Consider the following 21064-nt stretch of genomic DNA (forward strand, 5'->3'; position numbering starts at 1 on the left):
GATGAGGCTTCGAGAAGCCGGGTCCGGATGGACGATGCAACCACGCGAGCGGCAACGAAAGGCCGATCCTCACCGCTGCGACGCTGACCAAGCCCTGTTCCGGGCCTCCAGGCAGCAGTGTGGTTCCAGCCGACAGCAAGATACAGATACCTCCCGCCCCGGCCGTCAGAGCGAGACACCACTCCCTGACCGCCCGGCACATACTTCGGACGCCACGTGGCGTTCACTGCAGGAAGAAGACAACATGCAACAAGATCGAGATCTTTTCTCGCATCCAGAACGAAGCCATTCCGAGGATCCCCAGAAAGCTGCCGACAGCGGCCGGATACCGCAGCCGGTGTTTTCCGATCTGGTGACCGATCCCGCCGCCAAGCGCCAACAAGCTCCGTCGGTATCGGTTTCGGATCGGGCCTGACGATGAGCAGACCGATGTCGGCGCCAATACGCTTCACCCTCGCAACCGAGCGGGGCGCCAACATCGACGGAGCCTGGTGGCCGGAGACGGCACGGGTCGGCAATGAGTTGCCGCTGCTGGTCAGCGCCCTCAATCCACTGTTAGGGGTTGTCCGCGACGTCTCGGTCAACTGGTCACGCTCCGACGCTTTTCCCGATCTCGATGCTGTCGAATATGACGGCATCAGAAACTCGCTCGTGCCCGTCGCGCAACGCATCATCTCGCTGACCGGTTTGAAAAGGACCGCCACTCTGCTCGTGATCCCCTATCGCACATCGTCGGCTCTGGCGGTGGCAATTCTGGGAGAAACAGCCGGAATTGCCTCCGCCGGAAACTCGTCGGCCAAGGCTCGAGTATCGGCACGCCGAATCGTTCGCGAAGCCACCAAACAGTTCTGCGGCACGATAGTGCCCGCAAAAACGCCTTCCTGACGCAGATTTCACTGCTTCCGGAGCAAGAACCTCTGAACCTTTCCGCTCGGCGTCTTGGGCAACGCATCGATGAAATGGACCGTCCGCGGGTATGCGTGCGCAGCGAACTTCTTCTTCACGAGTTGTTGTAATTGCGCCTCCAGCTCAGGTGAACCGCTCACCGAGTTACGCAACACCACATAGGCTTCCAGAACCTCGCCGCGCAACTCGTCCGCTTTCCCGACGACAGCTGCCTCGACGACGTCGTCATGCATGACGAGAACACTCTCCACGTCGAAGGGCCCGATGCGGTACCCGGCCATGATGATCACGTCGTCGTCGCGGGAGGAAAAGAAGAAGAACCCATCCTCGTCCACCGCGCCGGAGTCACCGGTGAGGTACCAGCGCCCGTCGTCGGAATAGCGCTCCGCTGTCTTCTCGGGCGCATCGACATAGGCGGTGAACCAGCGCAGTGGGCTGGCGGGGGTGTCGATCGCGACTCGACCGACGACGCCTGTGACTGCCTGCTCATCGGAATCCTCCTGCAGCACAGTCGAGGACCACCCCGGAAGCGATCGGCCCATGGAACCCGCCGGCACGTCGGTACGAAGTTCGTCGTGCCAGGCGTTGACAATGAACATGCCGTGCTCGGTCTGACCGTAGTGGTCGCGAACCGCCACGCCGAGGGTGTCGGCGGACCAACTCACCACATCCGGCGTCAATGGCTCACCGGCGGAGGAGGCCCTGCGCAGGTTGATCTCCGGAACGGGACCATCCCCGGCCCGCAGCGCGCGATACACCGTCGGCGCCGCCGCGAAATTGGTGACACCGAACTCGTCGAGAACTCGCCAGGTGAGTGCGGGTGAGAACCCTGCATGCAGGAACAGCGATCGCGTTCCCGCCGCCATCGGCCCCAGCAGCGCGTAATAGAGGCCATAGGCCCACCCTGGATCGGCGGCGTTCCAGAAGACGTCGTCGGGACGGACATCGAGGCCGAACTCCTGATAGGCGTGGAACGACGCCAGCGCGCGTACCGGCACGGGCACCCCCTTTGGCGTCCCCGTTGTGCCGCTGGTGAACAGTTCGACGAGCAGCCCATCGCCGCCGACGGCGACTGCGGCACCGGCCGGATCATCTGGCTGGTGGGCGGCGATCAGCGCCGGGAGCTCGAGTTCGTGATCAGCAGACCGGCCCGCCGCGATGACTCGCCACGGCGCATCGGCAGGCATGTCCTCTCCGGCCGCCAGCTTGGGCAGCTGATCGAGGTCCGAGATGACGAGCTTCGCCCCGCTGGCCTGCAAGCGGAACGCGATGGCTCCGGGCGCGAACGCCGTGAACAACGGGACGTAGACCGCGCCGCGCCGCCAGATCCCCAATGCGGCGACGACGAGATCCGCAGACTTGCTCATCAGGGTCGCCACCCGATCCCCCGGTTCGACGCCGAGTCCGGCGATGGCCGCGGCGAAACGGGACGACTGCTCGCGCAGGTGCCCATAGGTCAGGTCGAGCGACACCAGGTCGCCCGCGGCGTCGGTCTCGATCACCGTGAACGCCACCGCGTCGGCGGGGTGCCGGTCGCACAGCAGGTCAGCGGCACAGGCATCGGGACGGTCGTACTGCGCGAGCAGTTCATCGACACGGTCGGTGGTGGTGGTCATGTGCTCCTCGGTTCTGTCGGCGGTCTCTGGGTAGGATCCATGTCACAGTTGCCCAACCGCTACCCCCGAAAAGGGGTGAGAACGATGACAGGCCGGAATGCGTTGCTCCGACCGCGCGACACCGACGCGCTGCGCGACGAGATGCGCCGCCTGTCGAAGGCACTCGAGGTCCCGGTCCTGTTCGGTGGCGAGGTCCACGCGGGGTCGCTTCTCCTGACGGAATTCGCCGGCACCCGGACGAATGGCCTGCGCGGACTCGCCGTCAGTTCGCAATCCGGGCTGGGCGGGCGGGTCATCGACCGACTGCGCCCGGCGGCGGTCTCCGACTACCGCAGCGCCGACGCGATCACCCACCACTACGACCGCCCGGTCCTCGGCGAAGGGCTGCGGTCCGTGCTGGCCGTGCCGGTCGTCGTCGACTCCATACCTCGCGCCGTGCTGTACGCCGCCCGAAGAGACTCCACGCCGATGGGTGGGAAGACGGCCGACGCGGTGGTCGCGGCGTGTCGACGCCTTGCCGCAGAAATCGCCATCAGGGACGAGGTCGATAGACGCACCGAAATGCTCTCGCTCGCTCGGACCGGCGCCCGGAGCGCGCCCGACGCGGCGTCGATCGAGGAGCTCAGGAGCATTCATGCAGGACTTCGTGAGCTCGGTGCCTCGCTCGACTCCGTCACGAGCCGACAAGCACAAGCTCTCTCAGATCGTCTCGCCCGAGTCATCGGTGGAGACACCGAGGTCCGAGACCAGGCTTGCTTGTCACGCAGGGAGATCGACGTTTTGGCCCTTGTCGCCGTCGGATGCGCGAATGCCGAAGCCGCCAAGAGGCTTTCCCTCGGCGCCGAAACGGTGAAGAGCTATCTCCGCAGCGCGATGCGCAAGCTGGGCGCACATTCACGGGCCGAAGCAGTGGCCAACGCGCGACGGATGAACCTGCTCCCCTAGCGACCGGTACGAATGTGGATGTCCCAGTGCGTGAGTCCGTGGGACTCGAGGACGTCAGTGGTGAACAGCACCGGGTCGATGCGGTTCTCGGCCGCCTCCACCGCCGCGACCGTCATGGTGGCCGTCGCCTCCGACTGGTTGTGGCCTGACGTATGGGACCACCGCCCGGTGGTGCGGTTCCGGATGAGCACCGACCACTCGTCGGTCCCCGGAAGGTGCAGTCGACGCAGCATCGGGCCACCAACGGCCGGCAGCAGACTTGCTGCCCGCAACGACCACGTCGCTACGGCCGAACTCAGCGCCAGGTAATTCTCGATGAGTCGACCGTCTTCGCCGGCGACGAGATGGTCAGGAAAGTCGGCCCGGACAAACCGCTTCCGGCTCCCCGGCGGCCCTTCGATGGTTCTCGGACGCGTCAGGTTACGGATCATTGCGTTGCTCGCACCGTCAGGGAACTTCGTCCCCAACAGACCAGCAGTCCATTCGACTGCGGCACGGCCATGCCTCTCACCCGTTCCCAGGGTCAAGGCCACATCGATGTGATCCCCCGATTCGGCCGGGAGTTCGCCGGCCATCAACGTGGTGAGACCGGGAGCCAGCCCGACGAATGCCAGCACACCACCTGCGGCCGGCGCCGCGATGATCTTCTCCAGGTAACCGGCGGTCGCGCTGATATCGACGAATCTGGCCGTCCCCGCCTGCTGGGCGAGCGCGGGATCCTCCAGGCCTGACGCGTTGATGACCGTGTCCACGTCTGCGATTGCCGATACGTACTCCGACTTGTCGGCGGCACCGAGGTATACGAGCCGATCATCGGCCGCGGCCCGGCGCCCCACCCTCACGACGTCGTGGCCGCGACCGGACAAGGTGGTCACGATCCGCGCGCCGACAGCACCGTTGGCACCGAGCACCGCGACCTTCATCGCACCGCCTCATCCAATTGCGCTGCCGGAAGATCGAAACCGCCGGCGTGCACCATGCGCCGGTACAACTCGTCGCTGTCCATCAGATGTTCATGATCGCCGGTTGCCCGTACCCGGCCTGCCTCCATCACCACGATCATGTCGGCGTGACGCACGGTGGAGAGTCGGTGGGCAATGGTGATGACTGCGCCTGTCTTCGCCCGCTTCTTGATGGATCCGACGATTGCCGCCTCCGTCAGGGTGTCGACCTGCGATGTCGCCTCATCCAGGAGCAGAATCGGTGAAGGCCGAATCATTGCGCGCGCCATGGCGATCCGCTGACGCTGACCACCGGACAGGTCGGTGTCGCGAATCGGCGTGTCGAGACCGCGGACCTGCGCTGCGACCACCTCGTCGAGCTGCAACAACGTCAGCACCTCGGCCAGTTCGTCGTCGGTGGCGCCGGGATGGATGAACCGGAGGTTCTCACCTACGGTCCCCGGGACCAACGGCGACTCCTGCTCCACGTACGCGATCCTCGCCCGAACCGATTCCACACTCAGGTCCGGGTACCGCGCACCACCGAGACGAACCACTCCCGAAGCGGGCTCGACGAACCTGAGCACGGTGGAGAACAACGACGTCTTGCCCGCGCCGGAAGGCCCGACGATCGCGGTGTGCCCGATGGCCGGGATACGTACATCGACCCGATCGAGCGCAGGGTCGAGTTCGGCACCATATCGGACGGTGACATTGTCGAACTCGATGGCAGCGGTATCGGCCCTCGACAGTGATTGCGGTTCGGCGCCTTCGGCCGGTACGGCCTCTGCTTCCAGTGTTTCGAGTTCGCGGATACGCATCGCTGCCGCGATACCCGACTGTAGGGCGGTGATGTTTGTCGTCAGCTCGCCCACCGGGCCCATCAACGTAAACGCATACAGCAGGAACGCGATCAGGGCAGAGACCTCCAGGGTTCCCGAATCCACCCGCCACGCGCCCAGCGCCAAGATCGCGATGATCGCTCCTTGCACCCCCGTCCAGGCGACGGTCCACGCCCCGGCCGAGATGCGCACGCCTGAAATGGCATGCACCCGCGCCTGCATTGCGTTCTTGCCGATGAGCGCCCCGACCCGGCCCTCGGCCCCGGCTGCTTTCACCGTCCGCACCGACCGCAAACTGCCCTCCAGCACACCGCCGAGATGACCGAGTGATTCCTGGGTCAGGGCCTCGGCCTTGGCAATCCGCGGCATCAGCACCGCGAAGATCGCGCCCACGATGACGATCGCGGCGAGCGTGACACCCAAGAGCATCAGATCGAGAACACCCATCAACACCACGGTGCCGATCGTGACGCAGGTCGCGTTGATCACCCCGACAGCGGCTGTCGATGCGGCTTCACGCAACAGCACGGTGTCGGAGGTGACCCTGGTGACCAGTTCACCGACGGGCCTCGATTGCACCGACGGCACCGTGGAGCCGAGTAGGCGTCTGACCAACGACGCACGTGCATCGAACACGATGTGTTCGGCAGTGGTCCCCAGCACCACCCACTGAGCCCATCCGAGTACGGCTCCGACGATGAGCAGTGCGATCAACACCCAGACCGGCCCCTGCATCGACGCCCCTGTGCCGAGAGAGTCCAGGATCCACTTCGTCACCATCGGTGTCGCGAGCACGGTGACCGAGCCACTCAGTGCCAACACCAGCCCCAATAGGATTCTGCGCTTGTGCGGTCTCGCGAAACCGATCAGAACTTTGACGTTGCGCAGCCCACCGGCCTCGGATACGGGGGGTTGTTCGCTCAACTCGACGGAGGTATCCACCCTCATAGTGGAACACAGTTGTTCCAGTTCGGGCAAGGATTATTCCGTCATAAAACAACAGTGCACCAGTATGGGCCAGAAGTGCACTAAACTCGCTGTCATGACTGCGACGCACCCCGCCGCCGAAACCGGCGCCCGCGAACGTACCCGCCGCGCCATACTCGACGCCGCGGTCGTCGTCCTCGCGAAATCACCCACCGCGCCGTTGTCGGAGATCGCCGACCGCGCCCGGGTGGGCCGCACCACGCTGCACCGCTACTTCCCGGAACGCGGCGACCTACTCGCCGCCGTAGGACGCTACGGCGAGCAGGCCATGGCCGAGGCAGGCGCCAGAGCCGATCTCGCCTCCGGGGACGGTCTCGACGCCGTGCTGCGGCTCTGCCAGGAGTACTTCGAACTCAGCGATGTGCTGACGGTGGCGTTCTTCGCCGCCGGGATCAACGACCAGGACATCTGCTTCTCCGACAGCACCGTCGTCGACGCGGTCGAACGCGGGCGCCACGACGGATCCATCGACCGCGAACTCGATGCGGCCTGGATCATCAACATGATGTGGGCTGTGCTCTACGCCTCGGTCGACCACGTCAACACCGGCGCTGCCGGCCGAATGAAGGTGCAGTCGATGACACTGCGGAGCGTGCGTAAAGCCATTGCAGCCCAGCAGTAGTCATCAACCGGCTACGTGATCGCCCGACGGGGCACACCGTCGGGTTCACCCACCTCGACCCCGCTCGTGGTCACTCTCACCACGCGCGCGGTATTGATGTCGAAGAACAGTCCGGCCACCCGCATGCGTCCATCGGCGACGGCTCTGCCGACCACAGGATGCCGCTGCAAGGTCTGTAACTGCACGGCCACGTTGACGATGCCGAGCTGATCGACCTCGTCGAATCCGGCCACCGCGGCGCTCAACCCCGCAGGATGGCCGGAGCGGAAGGCTGCCAGGGACGGTTGCGCGTTCTGCAACCAGCTGGCGACGGGTCCGCTGCCGTCCGACGCATCGCCCGCGATGAGTGCCTTCATCGCCCCGCACGACGAATGTCCGCACACCACTGCCGAACTCACGCCGAGTTCGTCGATCGCGAACTCGATGGCGGCCTCGACAGAGGTGTCCGTCGCAGGGGCGGCCGGCACCAGGTTGCCGACGTTACGCACCGTGAACAGATCCCCTGGGCCACTGGAGGTGATCACATTCGGCACCACCCGGGAATCGGCGCACGTGACGAAGAGCGTGTCCGGGTCCTGCCCGTCGGTGAGATCGGTCAGGTAGCCCAGCAGTTCATCTGCGCCGTTCCGATGGTATTCGTCGACACCGTCCCTGATCGGCTGCAGTGCCCGCGGCGAGTCCGTCGCCGTGCCGGATTGCCAGAACTTCCACGGCACCAATCCCAATCCGCGGCCGAAGGCAGCGCGGCGCGCAGGCGGGGCCATCGGGGCGTCTTCGATCATGGCCCCGCCGGTCTGCTGGATCAGCACGGTTCCGCCGTTCGCCTCATGGGCTCGCTTCCAGTCCTCGATCATGTCCGCTGCGGCATGGTCGAGATAGTCGGTGTCGAGTTCGAGGCTCACATGCGCGTCGGCAGGAACCGACGACAGCGTCTTGGTCAGCCGCGGCAACGCGAGAAAGCTCAGTGAACCCCTGACGCTCACGCGCCACTGTCGCGATTCGTCGGTACCGAACTGTTCTGCGCTCATCTCCGCCCGGACCACTCTCCAGATGAGCACCAGGACGGCTACCGCGAGTCCGATCCCGACGCCCTCGAGCAGGTTCAGGAAGATCACCGACAGCATGGTGATCAGGTAGACCCACAGGTCTCCGGTCCGCAGCGCCAGCCGCATGTGGGCAAGTTTGACCAGCTGGATACCGATCACCACGAGTAGACCGGCCAAGGCGGCCGTCGGGATCTGCTGCACCAGGCCCGTCAGCAGGACCGAGAACACCAGCAGCCAGACCCCGTGCATTACCGTTGATGCACGAGTCCGGGCACCGGTGGCGACGTTCGTCGAGCTTCGCACGATGACGCCGGTCACCGGCAGTCCGCCGAGCATGCCCGACGTGATGTTGGCGCTGCCCTGTCCCAGGAGTTCCCGGTTGAATTCGGTACGGGGACCGGTGTGCATCTTGTCCACGGCCACGGCCGAGAGCAGCGACTCCACACTGGCGATCAGTGCCACGGTGATGACGCCGAGGACGACGGCGCTCCAGTTGCCGGTCGGGAGTTCGGGCAGCGCAATCGAATCAAAGAAGTTGCCGCCGAGTTCGATTCGCTCGGCGTCGATCGGGGCGGCAATGGCGACCAGTGTCGCGGCGACGATGGCGACCAACGGCGCCGGTACCTTGCGAACGTTTTCCGGTAGCAGCGGCCAGGTGAGCATGATGACAACGACGAGTCCACCGACCAAGACGTCGGCAGTCCGGAAGTCGACGATCTGGCCGGGTAGGGCCGTCAGGTTCTCCCAGGCGTCACTACGTGAGGATCCACCGAGCAGAACGTGAATCTGTTGCAGCGCAATGGTGATCCCGATCCCGGCGAGCATCGCATGGACCACGACCGGTGCGATGGCCAGAGCCGACTGTGCCACCCGGCTCAGTCCGAACACTATTTGCAGGACGCCCGCCGCGACGGTGATCGCGCAGGTGACCTTCCAACCGAAATTGGCCACCAACTCGGCGACGACGACGGTCAAACCCGCTGCCGGACCACTGACCTGCAGCGGGGATCCACCGATCATCCCGGCGACGATGCCACCGACCACGCCTGCGATGAGACCCGCCATCACCGGCGCGCCCGAGGCGATGGCGATACCGAGCGAAAGTGGCAGTGCTACAAGGAAAACCACCAGCGACGCTGGTAAGTCATACCGAAAGTTCTCCCTGAAATATTTTCCCCGACGACTTAGCGATGAGTTTTCACTGAGCATCTGCATGATTTACAACCGTAGGGACGTCACGTTAACAACGCCTTAGATTTTTGTTACTTCGTACTATTTGTGACATATGCAACCAGTGCCGGATATGTCCCGATCAGTTCACTTATGGTTTTCGCCGAATCACTACCGGGAACTCCGGGCGCCCAGTTGTAATCTGATGCAATGGCCCGCCCTGATAACGACATCCCGTCCACCCTCGCCTTCGGTAGTCGCGCGGTACACGCCGGCAACACGGTCGACAAGGGTTCCGGCGCAATCCGCACCCCCATCGTGATGGCGAACTCCTATGCCTTGCCGGACGATCCGTCGAACGTCAGCTGGTCAGGCACCGACATACCGCTCTACACCCGCAACTCCGGCGCCAATCAGATTGCGCTGCAAGAGAAGATTGCCGCACTGGAGGAAGCACAGGACTCTGTCGCACTCGCTTCCGGTGTTGCCGCGCTGCATGCGGTGTTCTTCACCTATTTGAACACCGGCGACCACATCGTCGTCGCCGACGTGACCTACGAGGCCACGTGGCGCCTGTTCACCGAACTGCTACCGCAGAAGTTCGGCATCGAAGCCACCTTCGTCGACGCCGCCGATCCCGAGTCGGTCCGTGCGGCCCTGCGCACCAACACCCGGATCGTCCATGTCGAGGCCATTGCGAATCCGACCACGAAGGTCACCGACATCTCGGCAATCGCCGACATCGCGCATGCCGGTGGCGCTCTGTTGTCCGTCGACTCCACGTTCACCCCGCCGCCGCTCTATCGCCCGATCACCGATGGCGCAGATCTGGTGATCCACTCGTTGACGAAGTATTACAACGGCCACGGAGATGCGATGGGCGGTGCGGTGGTGGGCTCGCGAGCGATGATCGCGCCCATCAAATCGAATGCGATGGTCGATGTGGGAGGGGTGATCTCGCCGTTCAACGCGTGGCTGATCAGTCGCGGCGCGATCACCCTGCCGTTGAGACTCACCCGCCATCTCGACTCGGCTCAACAGGTGGCCGAGTTCCTCGAGGCCGATGACCGGGTCGCATACGTCGCGTACCCCGGCCTGCCGTCGCACCCCCAACACGAGGTCGCAGTCCGGCAGTTCGGCGGTCGCGGGTTCGGCGCCATGATGGCCTTCGCGGTCCGCGGCGACTCCGACACCCAGAACCGTTTCGTCGCGAACCTGCGGATGATCACGTCTGCGGTGTCGCTCGGACACGACGAGTCGCTGATCGTGCATGTGGGGACCGACGGCCCTCGCGTCGTCGCCTATCCCGAGCCCTTTCGGACGTGGGGACACCTCCGGTTCTCGATCGGACTCGAAGATCCCGCCGACATCATCGCCGACCTGAGCGCGGCGCTGGACGAGACGGTCAGGTGATCAGATCGCGTCCTTCGGCCGTCTCAACAATCCGATGAGACTACCTATCGAGACCACCCCGATCACCGCAGCGAACACCACTCCCGCGGTCGTCAGACCCCAAGCCTCGGCGGCAAATCCCACCGCGATGATGGGTACCGAGATGGCCAGATACGCGATCACGAAGTAGGCGGACGTCGCATCGGCTTTGCGGTGGGGTTCCACCCGGGACGCGATGGCCGCGATGCCCTTGCTGAACAGCAGACCCTGGCTGGCCCCGGCGATGACCGCGCCCACCACGAGACCTGGTAACGACGATGCCTCCAGGCTCACGATCAGGACGATCATTCCTGCGGCGAGCGCGACATAGCCGATCATCAGGGATGTGCGCACGGGTGCCTTGGACGTCAGGATCTGGGTCAGTGCCGATGTCGCGAACAGGGTGAAGACGACCAGGCCGGTGATGGTGGGCGACGACACGTCCAGGACACTGCCCATGAAGTTCGGCGCCACCGCGGTGAACAGACCCGCAACCGCGAACCCGGCCACCGCACCGACCGCGGCCTGGGTGAAAACCCCCCGCACGGACGGCGGGATGCTCACCCGCTGCAACTTCGGCCGAGCACCCTTGAGGACCTTCACGGTCTCCGGCACGACCATCAAACCGATCCCGGCGATCACCAGCAACACTGCGTGGACCACGAAGATCGTGCGGGTCGGGTACGGCGCGAACTCGGTGACGATGCCGGCCACCAGTGGCCCCAACCCCAGGCCACCTATGTTGGCTGCCGTCGCCACTGCGGTTGCCATCTTGCGGCGGCCTTTCGGGGCGGCCTCGATGACGGCCACCGTCGCGGTACTGGTGAAGATGCCCGCCGAGAAGCCCGAGATCAGTCGGCCGACGAACAGGATCTCCACACTGCCACCGACCAGGAACAGCACCGCGCTGAGCAGGGACAGGATCACTCCGGCGTAGAGCATGGGGCGCCGACCGATGGTGTCGGAGAACTGTCCGACCCCCACCAGTGCCGCGATGACACCGACGGCGTACGTGGCGAAGATTATCGTCGTCATCAGGCTGCCGAAACCGAACTCCCGCTCATATTCGGGATAGAGCGGGGTCGGCAACGTCGTCCCCATCATGACCACCGCGAACGCGTAGACGACCGCCGGGAACGCCAGCACCTTCACGCGCCCCGGACGCGCGAGTTCGGTGTCGTCCGTGAGCTGGGTTCGATCGTCGGTCATGACCTACCTCGTTCAGTCGCAGGACCAGCGGGTCCGGTTCTTCGGTGTGCTCGGGTACTCACCTCACAAGCCTCTCAGGCGCCCCGTTGTTCCTGCGGCGTTCGAGGGTCGAATTCCGGCTCCCCGGTAGAAAGATTGCGGCTACCTGGTAGAGCTGCGCCACCGAGTGGGCCTGACCGACGCTCTACCGCGGTCAGTGGCTAGGACGCGGGCGCGGCCGTCCAGGTCTGGGTCTCGCTGACCGACACGATGGTGCCGTCGTGGATGACGATGCGATCGGAGGGTGCATTGGCGATGACATCGAGCACGCTTGTTCCGCGTACCGCGAGAAACTCCGCCCTCGCGCCCACCGTCGCGCCCGCTTGCGGAAGACCCATCACCGTCCTCGCATCGTCGGTGACCATGGCCAGCGCGACGTCGGGGTGGACGTGCGCGGCGGTGATGGTCAGGGCCGCGGTTTCGAGGGCGTCGCTGCGCCCGATCGGATTGAACGGGTCGCGCACGTTGTCGGCACCGGCCGCCACACGGACACCGCCGGCTCGCAGCGGTTCGATTGCGGTGATACCTCGGGGCATCGATATCGGGTGATCGCGGCCCTGTAGGTAGAGATTGGTGATCGGGTTCGTCACCACCCCGATCCCGCTCTCGGCGATACGCGGGATCAATTCGTCCAGCTCGTCCCGTTGCATGGTCCCGAGCCGGGTGCAGTGCCCGGCGGTCCGGATCCGGTCGGCAGGCCACCCCCGGACCCGCTCGGCAAATGCGGCGATCGTGTGATGGTGGCCTTCGAGGAACTCGTCGGTGTGCAGATCCACCCCGACCCCTCTCGTTTCGGCGACGTCGAGCAAGCGGTTCAGGTCTCCGATCGGATCGGGAGCGCTGTGCGGCGATCCTCCGACGAGGTCGGCGCCGGCATCCAGTGCGGCGTGCAGCAGCTCATCGCTCGAATAGGCCTTGCACAGAGCGGCGATCTCGATGTCGATCAGTCCTCGCAACTCGCCACGAACCTGCGCGACGGCGCGGATGCCCCGCAGCGGATCGTCGCCGGCGAGGATGTCGACATGCGACCGGACCGCTGTCGTTCCGTTGCGCACCAGGGCAAGTGCGGCTGCCCGCGCCCGTACGCGGAATGATTCGGTATCGAACGACGCGCTCCCCTGCTTCCAGTTAGCGATGGCGTCGTGAAGATCACCCAGCGGTGGCTGCAGAGCATCCCACGAGAGGGCTTTGTCGAGGTGCGCATGTGGCTCGGCGGGCGCGGTCATCAACACGAACCCTCTCAGGTCGACGGTCCCAGCTGTATCGTCTGTCTCCGCTCTCTCCGCTGCACGGTCGTCGGTCGATCGCACTGCGGCGACCACGGCGTGGTCACCATTGCGCACCACATCGACGTCGACGACGGAGCCATCGGGCAACGTCGCGCCGCGAAGCCGCGAAACCGGCCGGGGAAGTACATGTTTCATCAGGTCTACTCCTCACAAGGACTGCCGATGGGCAGGGGGCGGAACGGTGGGTCAGACCCGCTGGGTACGCACGAAGATGCCCGCGACGTGGGCACAGGCCGCGCTGCGGGCGCCCTCTGCATCGCCTGCCTCGATCGCCGCGACGATCCGCTCGTGCTCGGACACCGCGAGGCGCCGATTGAGATCGGCAGTCCACACGTCCGACCGGAACAGATGGGACTGCCCGTCCAACCTCGACAGCGCCTCACCCAACGGGCGGTTTCCGGCCGTCTCCCGAATCAAGGTGTGAAATTGCAGGTCCAGTTGAGAATCACGCCGTTGATCGGCCGGCTCGTCGAGCAGTTCATATTGCATCTGCACCATCGCGCGCAGCTGCGCGACGGTTCCGTGCGTGGCGGTTCGGGTGGCGGTGAAGGCGGCGAGGCCATCGAGGACCTCACGCACGTCGAACACGGCTTTGAGCGTCTCCGCATCCAGCGACGCAACCCGGGCGCCCGCGTTCCGCGTATGCCATGCCAGTCCCTCGTAGATCAGCTGCTGCACCGCTTCCCGGACGGGAGTGCGGCTGACATTCAACCGCGCGGCCAGTGCCGGGACACTCAGCGGGCTACCTGACGCCAGTTCGCCCGAAAAGATCAACTCCCGCAGTGCGTCATGCACGGAGTCGGTGAGCAGTGCACGCTCGGTTGACGCCACGTCGCTTGTCCTGTCCCGTACTAGTTTCCGGCCGCCGCTACCCGCGCGGTTTCACGCAGGTCGACCGCCGGTGCCACACCGGTCCGCAGACCGGCCACTTTCATGGCGATGTTCTCGGCCACCGTAATCGGAGCGTAGCCGGTCTCGCCGTCCGAGAGGGTCCCGGGAAGGGCTTCGATCACGGCGTCGTGGTTGCCGTCGAAGAAGAACGCTGCCGAACGTCGCCTCCGAATCTGCCCGTTCACCACCGGCGGATTCACCCGGTGGATCGTCGACATCCAGCGGTCGTTGGTCCAGCGGGCCATGGCGTCGCCCAGATTGACGAGCAGGGCGCCGTCAGCGAGCTCCACGTCATGCCAGCGACCGCCGCGGTCGAGCACTTGCAATCCCGGCACCTGATCGGCCCACAGGACCGTCAGAATTCCGAAATCCGAGTGCGCGCCCATGCCCTGGAGATCACCGGTGAACTCGGTATCACCTTCGGGCAGGGCATAGTTGTTCATCTTGAGGACCTCGATCGAATGATCGACCATGCTGCCGAAGTGGTGCGGCTCGAGTCCCAGGGCATCGGTGAACGCCGTCATCAACGTGCGCGACAATTGCTGCGCGGCGGCGAAATACCGCCTCACCCGGGGCTCGAATCCGGGAACTGCCCCCGGCCAGTTGTTGGCGGCATAGCTGATCTCGGGGAGGTCGAGGCCTGCGAAATCCGCGGCGGCCGTACCCACGGTGAATGCCTCGTAGAAGTCGTTCATCTGGTTGGCGGTCGGGATACCCAGACTCATGCTGAGCGACTCGGACTTCGGCGGGGAGTATCCCCGGTTGGTGGCCGGGTCGCGCCGATACTCCTTCTTGACCGCCAACGGCAGCGCAAAGAACTCATCGAGCGCATCGGCCAGGTCAGCGGTCAGTGCGGTGTCGATACCGTGTCCGACGATCTGTACGAAACCAACCTCCCGACAGGCGTTGTCGAGTCCAGCGGCGACGGCGGCGCACTCCGCGCTGCTACCGGCATCGCGTCCGTGCAGATACGGGCTGATGTCGATGATGGGTACGTGGAACGGTGTCGTGAACATGGTGATGCTTCTTTCGCCGAAGGTTCTCAGGATTTGTTCGCGGACTCGTGCCAGCTGCCGACCGCCGCCTTGGACACCAGGCCCATCAGCGCGAACACGGCCACACCGAACACCGAGGCGAGCACGATGGCAGCGATCAAGTCATCGGACTGCAGCCGGCCCCGGTAGACATCGAGCAGGGTTCCGATGCCGGGTTGGCCCTTGGCGAAGAACATGTCGCCGATGATCGCGCCCACCACCACCAACCCAGAAGCTGTGCGGATACCGGTCAAGATCGTCGGAAGTGCGGCGCGCAGTTCGAGTTTGACCAAGCGATCCCAGCGGGAGGCGTGTGACAGTGCGAACAGTTCGTGGAGACCGCGATCCACCGATCGGATACCGAAATGGGTGTTGGTGATGATGGGGAACGCAGCGATGAGAACACATACGAGCGTGCGCGACGACATCCCGTAGCCGAACCACAAGCCGATCAGCGGCACGATGGCCAGGATCGGGATCACCTGGATCACCACGGCGTAGGGGTAGATGATGCGTTCGATCCACTTGGCCTGGCTCATCAGCACACCCGTGCCGACCCCGACGACCACGGCCACCAGGAATCCCACGAGCGCCACTTGTGCGGTGACAGCGAGGGCCGCCAGCATGGGTTGCAGGTGCGACCACTCGAGCAGAGAGTTGGTCAGCACCTCCGACGGCGGGGGCAGCAGAAACCGTCGTTCGGGTGCGAGCAGCCAGTAGCTGACCGCGGACCATGCGGCGAGGGCCCCGATCAGCGAGAGCAGCGGATAGAGCAGCGCAGCCGCAAATCCGCGGACGCGACGGATGTTCCGGTTCCGCGCCTGAACTCCTGTAGCCGTCTTGCTGCGTGGGCGGGTCCGGGCAGGCATACCGGTTGTGGCGGTGAGGGTCATCGGATGCTCCCATGCAAGGTCGCGGAGATATCGGCAACGTATTCGTTGAACCGCTGATCGAATCGCAGTTCTGGGTCACGCGGGTACGGCAGGTCGATGTCGATCACGGCGGCGATCTTTCCCGGGCGGTGGGTCATCACCACGACCTTGTTGGCGAGATACACCGCCTCCGACACCGAGTGGGTGATGAACATGGCGGTGAACTTCTGTGCGGTATAGAGCTTCTGCAGCTCGGCCTGCATCTCCAGGCGGGTCATCTCGTCAAGGGCCCCGAACGGCTCGTCGAGCAGCATGATCTCCGGAGACAGCGTGAGCGCGCGGGCGAGCGACACCCGCATCTTCATGCCACCCGACAAGGCGTTCGGCAACTGGTCCGCGAACTGATCGAGCCCGACCGCTGAGATCGCCTCCGCGGCACGACGTTTGTAGTCTGCTCGATAGCCTCGCCGGTCACGTCTGAGTTCTCCCCCTTTCAGTTCTGCCGACAATTCCACGTTCGCGCGGACGTTGCGCCACGGGAGCAGGGTCGGCTCCTGGAAGATGAAGCCGACGGATTCGCCGGCCACCGCCACCGAACCCTCCGTAGGGCTTTCGAGCCCGGCCGCCATACGCAGCAGCGTCGACTTCCCGCAGCCCGACGGTCCCACCACCGCGACAAAATCACCGCGCCGCACCTCGAGGTCCGCCTTCTCGATGGCAACGGTTCCGGTGTCGAACTGCTTCACCACATCTGCAAACACCATCTGCAGATCTTTGGTGAGCCGCCGAGCGTCGGTTCCCCGCGTCGTGTCGGCTAGTTTCATGGTCATCTCCAAGAGCTTGGCTGTACATGTAACGGCTGGGCTGACTTCCGATTCTCATCTTTGATTACATGCATGACGTTCTCGTTGCACAGAGTTACAACTTGATGACATCACCGCGGTGAAAGTAGGGAAAGACGACCTCAACCGCGCCTTTACGCAACTCCCCATCGTGCAGAACCCCATGCTTAACACCATCGCAACAGAACAGTGATTACATGCAATTGTTCGAACTCACCCCAAGGAGAACCGTGAAAGCACAACGCACCCGGCGCATCGGTGTCACCGTCGTCGCCCTCACCACACTCGGTCTGTCGGCCTGCGCCTATGGCTCGGACGAGGCCGCAGAGTCCGTGTCCATCGAGCCGGCCGCGGCAGCACAGAGTCTCGCCGATGTCTGTCCCGCGAATGTCGGCGTCCAGCTACAGTGGCAACCGCAATCGGACATGGGTGGCCTGTTCGGGTTGCTGGGACCCGGATACGTCGTCGACACCGACGACAAGTCGGTCACCGGCCCCCTGGTGGCGGGCGGTAAGGACACCGGCGTCGACATCACGCTCAAGTCCGGTGGCCCCGCGATCGGCTTTCAGTCGGTGACCTCGCAGCTGTACGTCGACGACTCGGTCATGCTCGGCGTGGTGCACGGCGATCAGCTCGTGTCGGCAGCGGCCGACCAGCCTGTGGTGGGCGTGACGCCTCTGCTCAAATACAGCCCCGCCATTCTCATGTGGGATCCCGCGACCCATCCGGAATGGAAATCCGTCGGCGACGTCGGCACCACCGACGCCACGGTGGTGGTGTCCAAGGATCAGATTTTCCCGCAGTGGATGGTGGCGAAAGGACTGCTCAAGCAGTCGCAGCTCGATACCAGCTACGACGGGGCGCCGTCCAGGTTCGTCGGGGACCCCGCAATCGCTCAGCAGGGCTTCGCCAACTCTGAGCCGTACACCTACGCCGAGGAAACCCCTGCCTGGGACAAGCCCGTGTCGTACGGACTGGTCAAAGACGCCGGTTACGACATCTACGCGTCAAATGTCTCTGTGCGCGCCGACAAGGTCGCCGAGTACTCCCCATGCCTCGATAAACTGGTACCGATCATCCAGCAGTCCGGTGTCGACTACATCGGCTCGCCCGAAGCCACCAACAAGGTGATCGTCGACGTGGTGTCGCAAGATCAGACGTACTCCCCCTACAGCGAGGGTGAAGCTGCCTTCAGCGCGAACCTGCTGAAGGACAAAGGATTGTTGGCAAACGAAGACAACGGCTCGTTCGGTGTCTACGACGAGGCGCGCACGCAGCGCAACGTCGACGACCTGCGTCCTGTCCTCGCTGCCGGCGGCAACCAGGTTCCCGACGCCATGACCGCCGAGCAACTGTTCACCAACCAGTTCACCGACCCCTCGATCACGATCCCCTGACCGAGCACTCTTCACCGGAAGGCACTCTCCGCATGACAAACGACATGAAAGAACTCGAGCGCGAACGCCGTATGGGGGCCCTGGGCACCGAGAGCGACCGTGAGGTGCGGCGAATATCGCTCGCAGACCTGGACAGTCGACGCTCAGACATCGCCGATGAACTCTGGTCCGCAGCAGTCGACATCGGCTTCTTCCAGGTGATCGACCACGGTATCGATCTTGCCGATGTCCGCCACGCGTTTGCAATGGCCGAAGCGTTCTTCGCGCTGCCCGAAAGCGTCAAAGCCCTCCGTCCCAAGCGCTACAACTCGGGATGGGAGAGCCTGACCCAGGTACGACCGTCGGTGGGAACTCCCGATCAGAAGGAGTCATACCAGGTCACCTTGTCGAATATGGACGGGCTGTGGCCGACGGACGCCGAGCTCGCCGGTTTCGAGAAGACGATCCTCGACTTCGAACGCCGCTGCTGGACCCTCGCGATGGAACTGCTCTCGCTGTTCGCCGACAAGCTCGGGTTCGATCGCGACTTCTTCACCCGCGCACACGATCCCGCGTCACCGAGCTACCAGAGCACGCTGCGGCTGCTGCACTATTACGCGTTGCCGGCGGACGCCGATCTCACCGGCGTGTGGCGGGCCGGTGCACACACCGACTTCGACTGCTTGACGCTGCTTTTCCAGCGCAGCGGGCAGGGCGGACTACAGGTCTGCCCGGGCAAGGAGATGGACGATCAGGTGTGGACGTCGGTGGAACCGTCAGACGATGCCATCACCTGCAACATCGGAGACATGCTGATGCGGTGGAGCGACGATGTCCTGCCGTCGAACTTCCACCGGGTACGCAGCCCGGGACCCGACGATCATCGCGGTTCCCGCTACAGCATCGCATTCTTCGCTCAGGCGAACCGAGAGGTGCCGATCGAGGGCCCGCACGGAAAATACCCTGTCATCACTGCCGAGGACTACCTGCAACAACGCATCAGCGCGAACTTCGCCACCTAGCCCGTACCGACCCATCCTGGTGGGTTCTGGCGAGCGTGACCTGGGTCGATACTCGCCAGAACCCACCAGGATCGGGGCCTCAGTGGTGCGCAGCCCCGAGTTCGATGATCAAGACCCCGCCGGCGATGGTCACGATGCCCAGACCCATCAGCCAGGTCAGCGGATCATCGAAGAGGATCTTGGCCACCACCGCGGTGATCGCGACACCGCACGCCGCCCAGATCCCGTAAGCGATGCCCACCGGCATCCCCTCGGCCAACGTCAGCGCCAGCATCCCGAAGGCCAGCAGATAGCCGATCGCCGTCGGGATGAGCCACACGGCTTTCCGAAAACCGTCTGATGCCCGCAACGACATGGTCCCGGCGACTTCACTCACGATCGCGATGGCCAGATACACCCACTGCATCAGGGTTGCTCCGACTCTGGGTCCGTGGACATCGTCACCATCTCGGCCCTGTGGGACCCCAGTTCCACCAGCAGGACCCCGACGATCACGACCCCGATCCCGAGCGCGATCACCCAGGTGAACGGGTCGTCGAAGATGATGGCCGCGAGTACAGCGGTCAACGCGACGCCGCATGCTGCCCAGATCCCGTAGGCGACACCGATCGGCATGCCCTCACGCAGCACCAGCGCCAGGCAGACAAATGCACCGCTGTAGCCGAGCACGACGAGGACGATCCAGGCCGGATGATCCACGGCCGCCCGTAGTGCGAGAGTCGCGGTGACCTCCATGACAATTGCGCCGCACAGCAGCAACCACGGTTTGATCGAGCGGGACTGCGCGGAAGTGCTCATGACCGGCAATCATCCCGCACGGGCGCCCCGGCGAGGCGGTCGATCAGATACGGGAGGATCCCGCCGGTGTTCACGGTGCCGTGACCGGCAGTGGGTTGCAGATCGACAGTCACCGAACCTCCCAGAACACACTGGTCCCGGATGGACGCTGCCGTCCACGCGGGGTCATTGAACTTGTCCTGCCCGCCGTACAGCACGAGCAGCGGAGCAGTGAGGGCTGCCTTGGGCAGCGCCATCTGCTGGATCAGCTCGCGTAGTCGAGCGGTGGCGACGGGCGACGCAGGCACGAAGTCGGGCCCCGAGATCTGAGTGACCGCCTTCTCCCGCACAGACGCCTCGGCGCATGCGCTCAGTGCATCCCAGTGCTGGGCGAGTCCACCGCGCCGATAGTCATCGCGGTTCATGTCGGGGTTGCGCCGCGCGAGCGATTCCTCCATCCACTGCAGGCTTCCCTGCTGTTCTCTGGTGAGCGCGCCGGCCGCGGCCAGGTCGACCACCGGTACCTTGCTGGTGGGCGGCACCTGGGCCACCGCACCTTTCAGGTGCAACTCGGGCGCATACGACGCGGCCATCTCGTCCGCGGCCCAGCTCGCGCCGGCACCCTGCGATATCCCGTAGGTCACCCAGGTCGTCGACACCTGCGGGTACACCTGCCGGACCGCACGGACCGAGTCGATCATGGTGCGCGCGGCAGAATAGGGATCGAGGTACGGGTGCGGGCCGCTGTCCGACCCGAGGCCGGCGAAGTCGGCGAGGGTCACTGCCATACCCGCGCGCAGATACGTGGTCACCAATCGGGCGAGCCCATAGAGGTTGCCAGTCAGCGATGGCGCACAGTTGGTGTTGATCCCGGTCGACCCGTGTCCCAGCGCCAGGACGGGCCAGCCGCCCTCGGGCGGTGTGCCCTCTGGTTCGAAGACCGTTCCCGACACGACATTCGGCTTGCCAGTGGTGTCGGTGGACCGATACAGCATCCGGACGCCACGCAGGTCGGGAGCGAGGCCGGTGGTCGACACCCAGTCGCGCCTGTCGACGACGTCACCGGGAGCCGGATAGGCGATGGACGACGTCGTCGGCATCGGCTCATCGGGTGGCGTGGCGGGCTGGGCCGTGCCGCACGCAGCGAGAACCAGCGACACGATCGCGGCAATCGCCACAAATCCGTGTCTTGTGAACGTCACGGGCA

Annotated in this window: 20 protein-coding genes; 6 read left to right on the forward strand and 14 right to left on the reverse strand. The window is 64.7% G+C overall.

From position 1 onward, the window contains the following. Nucleotides 1-223 precede the first annotated feature (223 nt). On the reverse strand, nucleotides 224-382 hold the full coding sequence (locus DFR67_RS30405; protein WP_158539902.1) for a hypothetical protein: 159 nt from the start codon (nucleotides 380-382) through the stop codon (nucleotides 224-226). 47 nt (nucleotides 383-429) lie between these two features. On the opposite strand from DFR67_RS30405, the gene DFR67_RS05500 reads away from it, so the two are divergent. Further along, nucleotides 430-885 (forward strand): DUF5994 family protein, encoded by a 456-nt coding sequence (locus tag DFR67_RS05500; protein WP_110468430.1) that lies wholly within the window; start codon nucleotides 430-432, stop codon nucleotides 883-885. A gap of 8 nt (nucleotides 886-893) precedes the next feature. Here DFR67_RS05500 and DFR67_RS05505 read toward each other — a convergent pair whose 3' ends face one another. Next, nucleotides 894-2522 carry an AMP-binding protein gene (locus tag DFR67_RS05505; RefSeq protein ID WP_110468431.1) on the reverse strand — a complete coding sequence of 543 codons (1629 nt, stop codon included), beginning with the start codon at nucleotides 2520-2522 and terminating at the stop codon, nucleotides 894-896. Nucleotides 2523-2606: 84 nt separating this feature from the next. Here DFR67_RS05505 and DFR67_RS05510 point away from each other — a divergent pair, with 84 nt between their 5' ends. Continuing rightward, a complete protein-coding gene (locus DFR67_RS05510; RefSeq protein WP_170135195.1) occupies nucleotides 2607-3467 on the forward strand; it encodes a helix-turn-helix transcriptional regulator in 861 nt (286 codons plus the stop codon). On the opposite strand, the gene DFR67_RS05515 is transcribed toward DFR67_RS05510, so the two are convergent. Continuing rightward, on the reverse strand, nucleotides 3464-4390 hold the full coding sequence (locus tag DFR67_RS05515) for an NAD-dependent epimerase/dehydratase family protein (protein ID WP_110468432.1): 927 nt from the start codon (nucleotides 4388-4390) through the stop codon (nucleotides 3464-3466). The two genes, DFR67_RS05510 and DFR67_RS05515, sit on opposite strands and share 4 nt — an antisense overlap. After that, entirely contained in the window at nucleotides 4387-6192 is a 1806-nt protein-coding gene (locus DFR67_RS05520) for an ABC transporter ATP-binding protein (protein WP_245937746.1), read from the reverse strand. Before DFR67_RS05520 ends, DFR67_RS05515 begins: the two co-directional genes overlap by 4 nt. Before the next feature lie 100 nt (nucleotides 6193-6292). Between DFR67_RS05520 and DFR67_RS05525 the strand changes: the two genes are divergently transcribed. Then, nucleotides 6293-6859 (forward strand): TetR/AcrR family transcriptional regulator, encoded by a 567-nt coding sequence (locus DFR67_RS05525; RefSeq protein ID WP_110468434.1) that lies wholly within the window; start codon nucleotides 6293-6295, stop codon nucleotides 6857-6859. Nucleotides 6860-6870: 11 nt separating this feature from the next. Here DFR67_RS05525 and DFR67_RS05530 read toward each other — a convergent pair whose 3' ends face one another. Continuing rightward, on the reverse strand, nucleotides 6871-9114 hold the full coding sequence (locus tag DFR67_RS05530; RefSeq protein ID WP_245937797.1) for a SulP family inorganic anion transporter: 2244 nt from the start codon (nucleotides 9112-9114) through the stop codon (nucleotides 6871-6873). Between the two features lie 171 nt (nucleotides 9115-9285). Here DFR67_RS05530 and DFR67_RS05535 point away from each other — a divergent pair, with 171 nt between their 5' ends. Next, on the forward strand, nucleotides 9286-10488 hold the full coding sequence (locus DFR67_RS05535; RefSeq protein ID WP_110468436.1) for a trans-sulfuration enzyme family protein: 1203 nt from the start codon (nucleotides 9286-9288) through the stop codon (nucleotides 10486-10488). On the opposite strand, the gene DFR67_RS05540 is transcribed toward DFR67_RS05535, so the two are convergent. The 6 genes from DFR67_RS05540 to DFR67_RS05565 form a co-directional block, all read right to left on the reverse strand. Continuing rightward, nucleotides 10489-11715 carry an MFS transporter gene (locus DFR67_RS05540; RefSeq protein ID WP_110468437.1) on the reverse strand — a complete coding sequence of 409 codons (1227 nt, stop codon included), beginning with the start codon at nucleotides 11713-11715 and terminating at the stop codon, nucleotides 10489-10491. A gap of 200 nt (nucleotides 11716-11915) precedes the next feature. Further along, nucleotides 11916-13178 carry an amidohydrolase family protein gene (locus tag DFR67_RS05545; RefSeq protein ID WP_110468438.1) on the reverse strand — a complete coding sequence of 421 codons (1263 nt, stop codon included), beginning with the start codon at nucleotides 13176-13178 and terminating at the stop codon, nucleotides 11916-11918. Between the two features lie 51 nt (nucleotides 13179-13229). Then, on the reverse strand, nucleotides 13230-13874 hold the full coding sequence (locus DFR67_RS05550; RefSeq protein ID WP_110468439.1) for a GntR family transcriptional regulator: 645 nt from the start codon (nucleotides 13872-13874) through the stop codon (nucleotides 13230-13232). A gap of 20 nt (nucleotides 13875-13894) precedes the next feature. Beyond that, on the reverse strand, nucleotides 13895-14950 hold the full coding sequence (locus DFR67_RS05555) for an isopenicillin N synthase family dioxygenase (protein WP_110468440.1): 1056 nt from the start codon (nucleotides 14948-14950) through the stop codon (nucleotides 13895-13897). A 26-nt stretch (nucleotides 14951-14976) separates the two neighbouring features. Continuing rightward, nucleotides 14977-15861, reverse strand: a complete 885-nt coding sequence (locus tag DFR67_RS05560) for an ABC transporter permease (protein ID WP_245937747.1) — start codon at nucleotides 15859-15861, stop codon at nucleotides 14977-14979. After that, a complete protein-coding gene (locus tag DFR67_RS05565) occupies nucleotides 15858-16664 on the reverse strand; it encodes an ABC transporter ATP-binding protein (RefSeq protein ID WP_110468729.1) in 807 nt (268 codons plus the stop codon). The genes DFR67_RS05560 and DFR67_RS05565 overlap by 4 nt, the downstream gene beginning before the upstream one ends. Nucleotides 16665-16879: 215 nt before the next feature. Here DFR67_RS05565 and DFR67_RS05570 point away from each other — a divergent pair, with 215 nt between their 5' ends. After that, nucleotides 16880-18079 (forward strand): nitrate ABC transporter substrate-binding protein, encoded by a 1200-nt coding sequence (locus DFR67_RS05570; RefSeq protein WP_110468441.1) that lies wholly within the window; start codon nucleotides 16880-16882, stop codon nucleotides 18077-18079. A 32-nt stretch (nucleotides 18080-18111) separates the two neighbouring features. After that, nucleotides 18112-19080, forward strand: coding sequence for a 2OG-Fe(II) oxygenase family protein (locus DFR67_RS05575; protein WP_110468442.1), 969 nt, complete (start codon nucleotides 18112-18114; stop codon nucleotides 19078-19080). Between the two features lie 79 nt (nucleotides 19081-19159). On the opposite strand, the gene DFR67_RS05580 is transcribed toward DFR67_RS05575, so the two are convergent. From DFR67_RS05580 to DFR67_RS05590, 3 genes are read right to left on the reverse strand one after another with little or no spacing between them, the layout of a single operon-like run. Next, complete coding sequence (locus tag DFR67_RS05580) at nucleotides 19160-19486, reverse strand: DMT family transporter (RefSeq protein WP_110468443.1); 327 nt, start codon at nucleotides 19484-19486, stop codon at nucleotides 19160-19162. After that, on the reverse strand, nucleotides 19486-19851 hold the full coding sequence (locus DFR67_RS05585; RefSeq protein ID WP_110468730.1) for a DMT family transporter: 366 nt from the start codon (nucleotides 19849-19851) through the stop codon (nucleotides 19486-19488). The genes DFR67_RS05580 and DFR67_RS05585 overlap by 1 nt, the downstream gene beginning before the upstream one ends. Before the next feature lie 23 nt (nucleotides 19852-19874). After that, on the reverse strand, nucleotides 19875-21059 hold the full coding sequence (locus DFR67_RS05590) for a lipase family protein (protein ID WP_146240378.1): 1185 nt from the start codon (nucleotides 21057-21059) through the stop codon (nucleotides 19875-19877). Between the last annotated feature and the right edge of the window lie 5 nt (nucleotides 21060-21064).

It is taken from the genome of Williamsia limnetica (assembly GCF_003217475.1).
In the GTDB taxonomy this organism is placed as follows: Bacteria; Actinomycetota; Actinomycetes; order Mycobacteriales; family Mycobacteriaceae; genus Williamsia; species Williamsia limnetica.

Bases quoted from the DNA above. Each gene is read 5' to 3' on its own strand.
- DFR67_RS05500 (WP_110468430.1), top strand. From the start codon at position 430: ATGTCGGCGCCAATACGCTTCACCCTCGCAACCGAGCGGGGCGCCAAC.
- DFR67_RS05505 (WP_110468431.1), bottom strand. From the start codon at position 2,522: ATGACCACCACCACCGACCGTGTCGATGAACTGCTCGCGCAGTACGAC.
- DFR67_RS05510 (WP_170135195.1), top strand. From the start codon at position 2,607: ATGACAGGCCGGAATGCGTTGCTCCGACCGCGCGACACCGACGCGCTG.
- DFR67_RS05515 (WP_110468432.1), bottom strand. From the start codon at position 4,390: ATGAAGGTCGCGGTGCTCGGTGCCAACGGTGCTGTCGGCGCGCGGATC.
- DFR67_RS05525 (WP_110468434.1), top strand. From the start codon at position 6,293: ATGACTGCGACGCACCCCGCCGCCGAAACCGGCGCCCGCGAACGTACC.
- DFR67_RS05530 (WP_245937797.1), bottom strand. From the start codon at position 9,114: ATGCTCAGTGAAAACTCATCGCTAAGTCGTCGGGGAAAATATTTCAGG.
- DFR67_RS05535 (WP_110468436.1), top strand. From the start codon at position 9,286: ATGGCCCGCCCTGATAACGACATCCCGTCCACCCTCGCCTTCGGTAGT.
- DFR67_RS05540 (WP_110468437.1), bottom strand. From the start codon at position 11,715: ATGACCGACGATCGAACCCAGCTCACGGACGACACCGAACTCGCGCGT.
- DFR67_RS05545 (WP_110468438.1), bottom strand. From the start codon at position 13,178: ATGAAACATGTACTTCCCCGGCCGGTTTCGCGGCTTCGCGGCGCGACG.
- DFR67_RS05555 (WP_110468440.1), bottom strand. From the start codon at position 14,950: ATGTTCACGACACCGTTCCACGTACCCATCATCGACATCAGCCCGTAT.
- DFR67_RS05560 (WP_245937747.1), bottom strand. From the start codon at position 15,861: ATGACCCTCACCGCCACAACCGGTATGCCTGCCCGGACCCGCCCACGC.
- DFR67_RS05565 (WP_110468729.1), bottom strand. From the start codon at position 16,664: ATGAAACTAGCCGACACGACGCGGGGAACCGACGCTCGGCGGCTCACC.
- DFR67_RS05570 (WP_110468441.1), top strand. From the start codon at position 16,880: ATGCAATTGTTCGAACTCACCCCAAGGAGAACCGTGAAAGCACAACGC.
- DFR67_RS05575 (WP_110468442.1), top strand. From the start codon at position 18,112: ATGACAAACGACATGAAAGAACTCGAGCGCGAACGCCGTATGGGGGCC.
- DFR67_RS05580 (WP_110468443.1), bottom strand. From the start codon at position 19,486: ATGCAGTGGGTGTATCTGGCCATCGCGATCGTGAGTGAAGTCGCCGGG.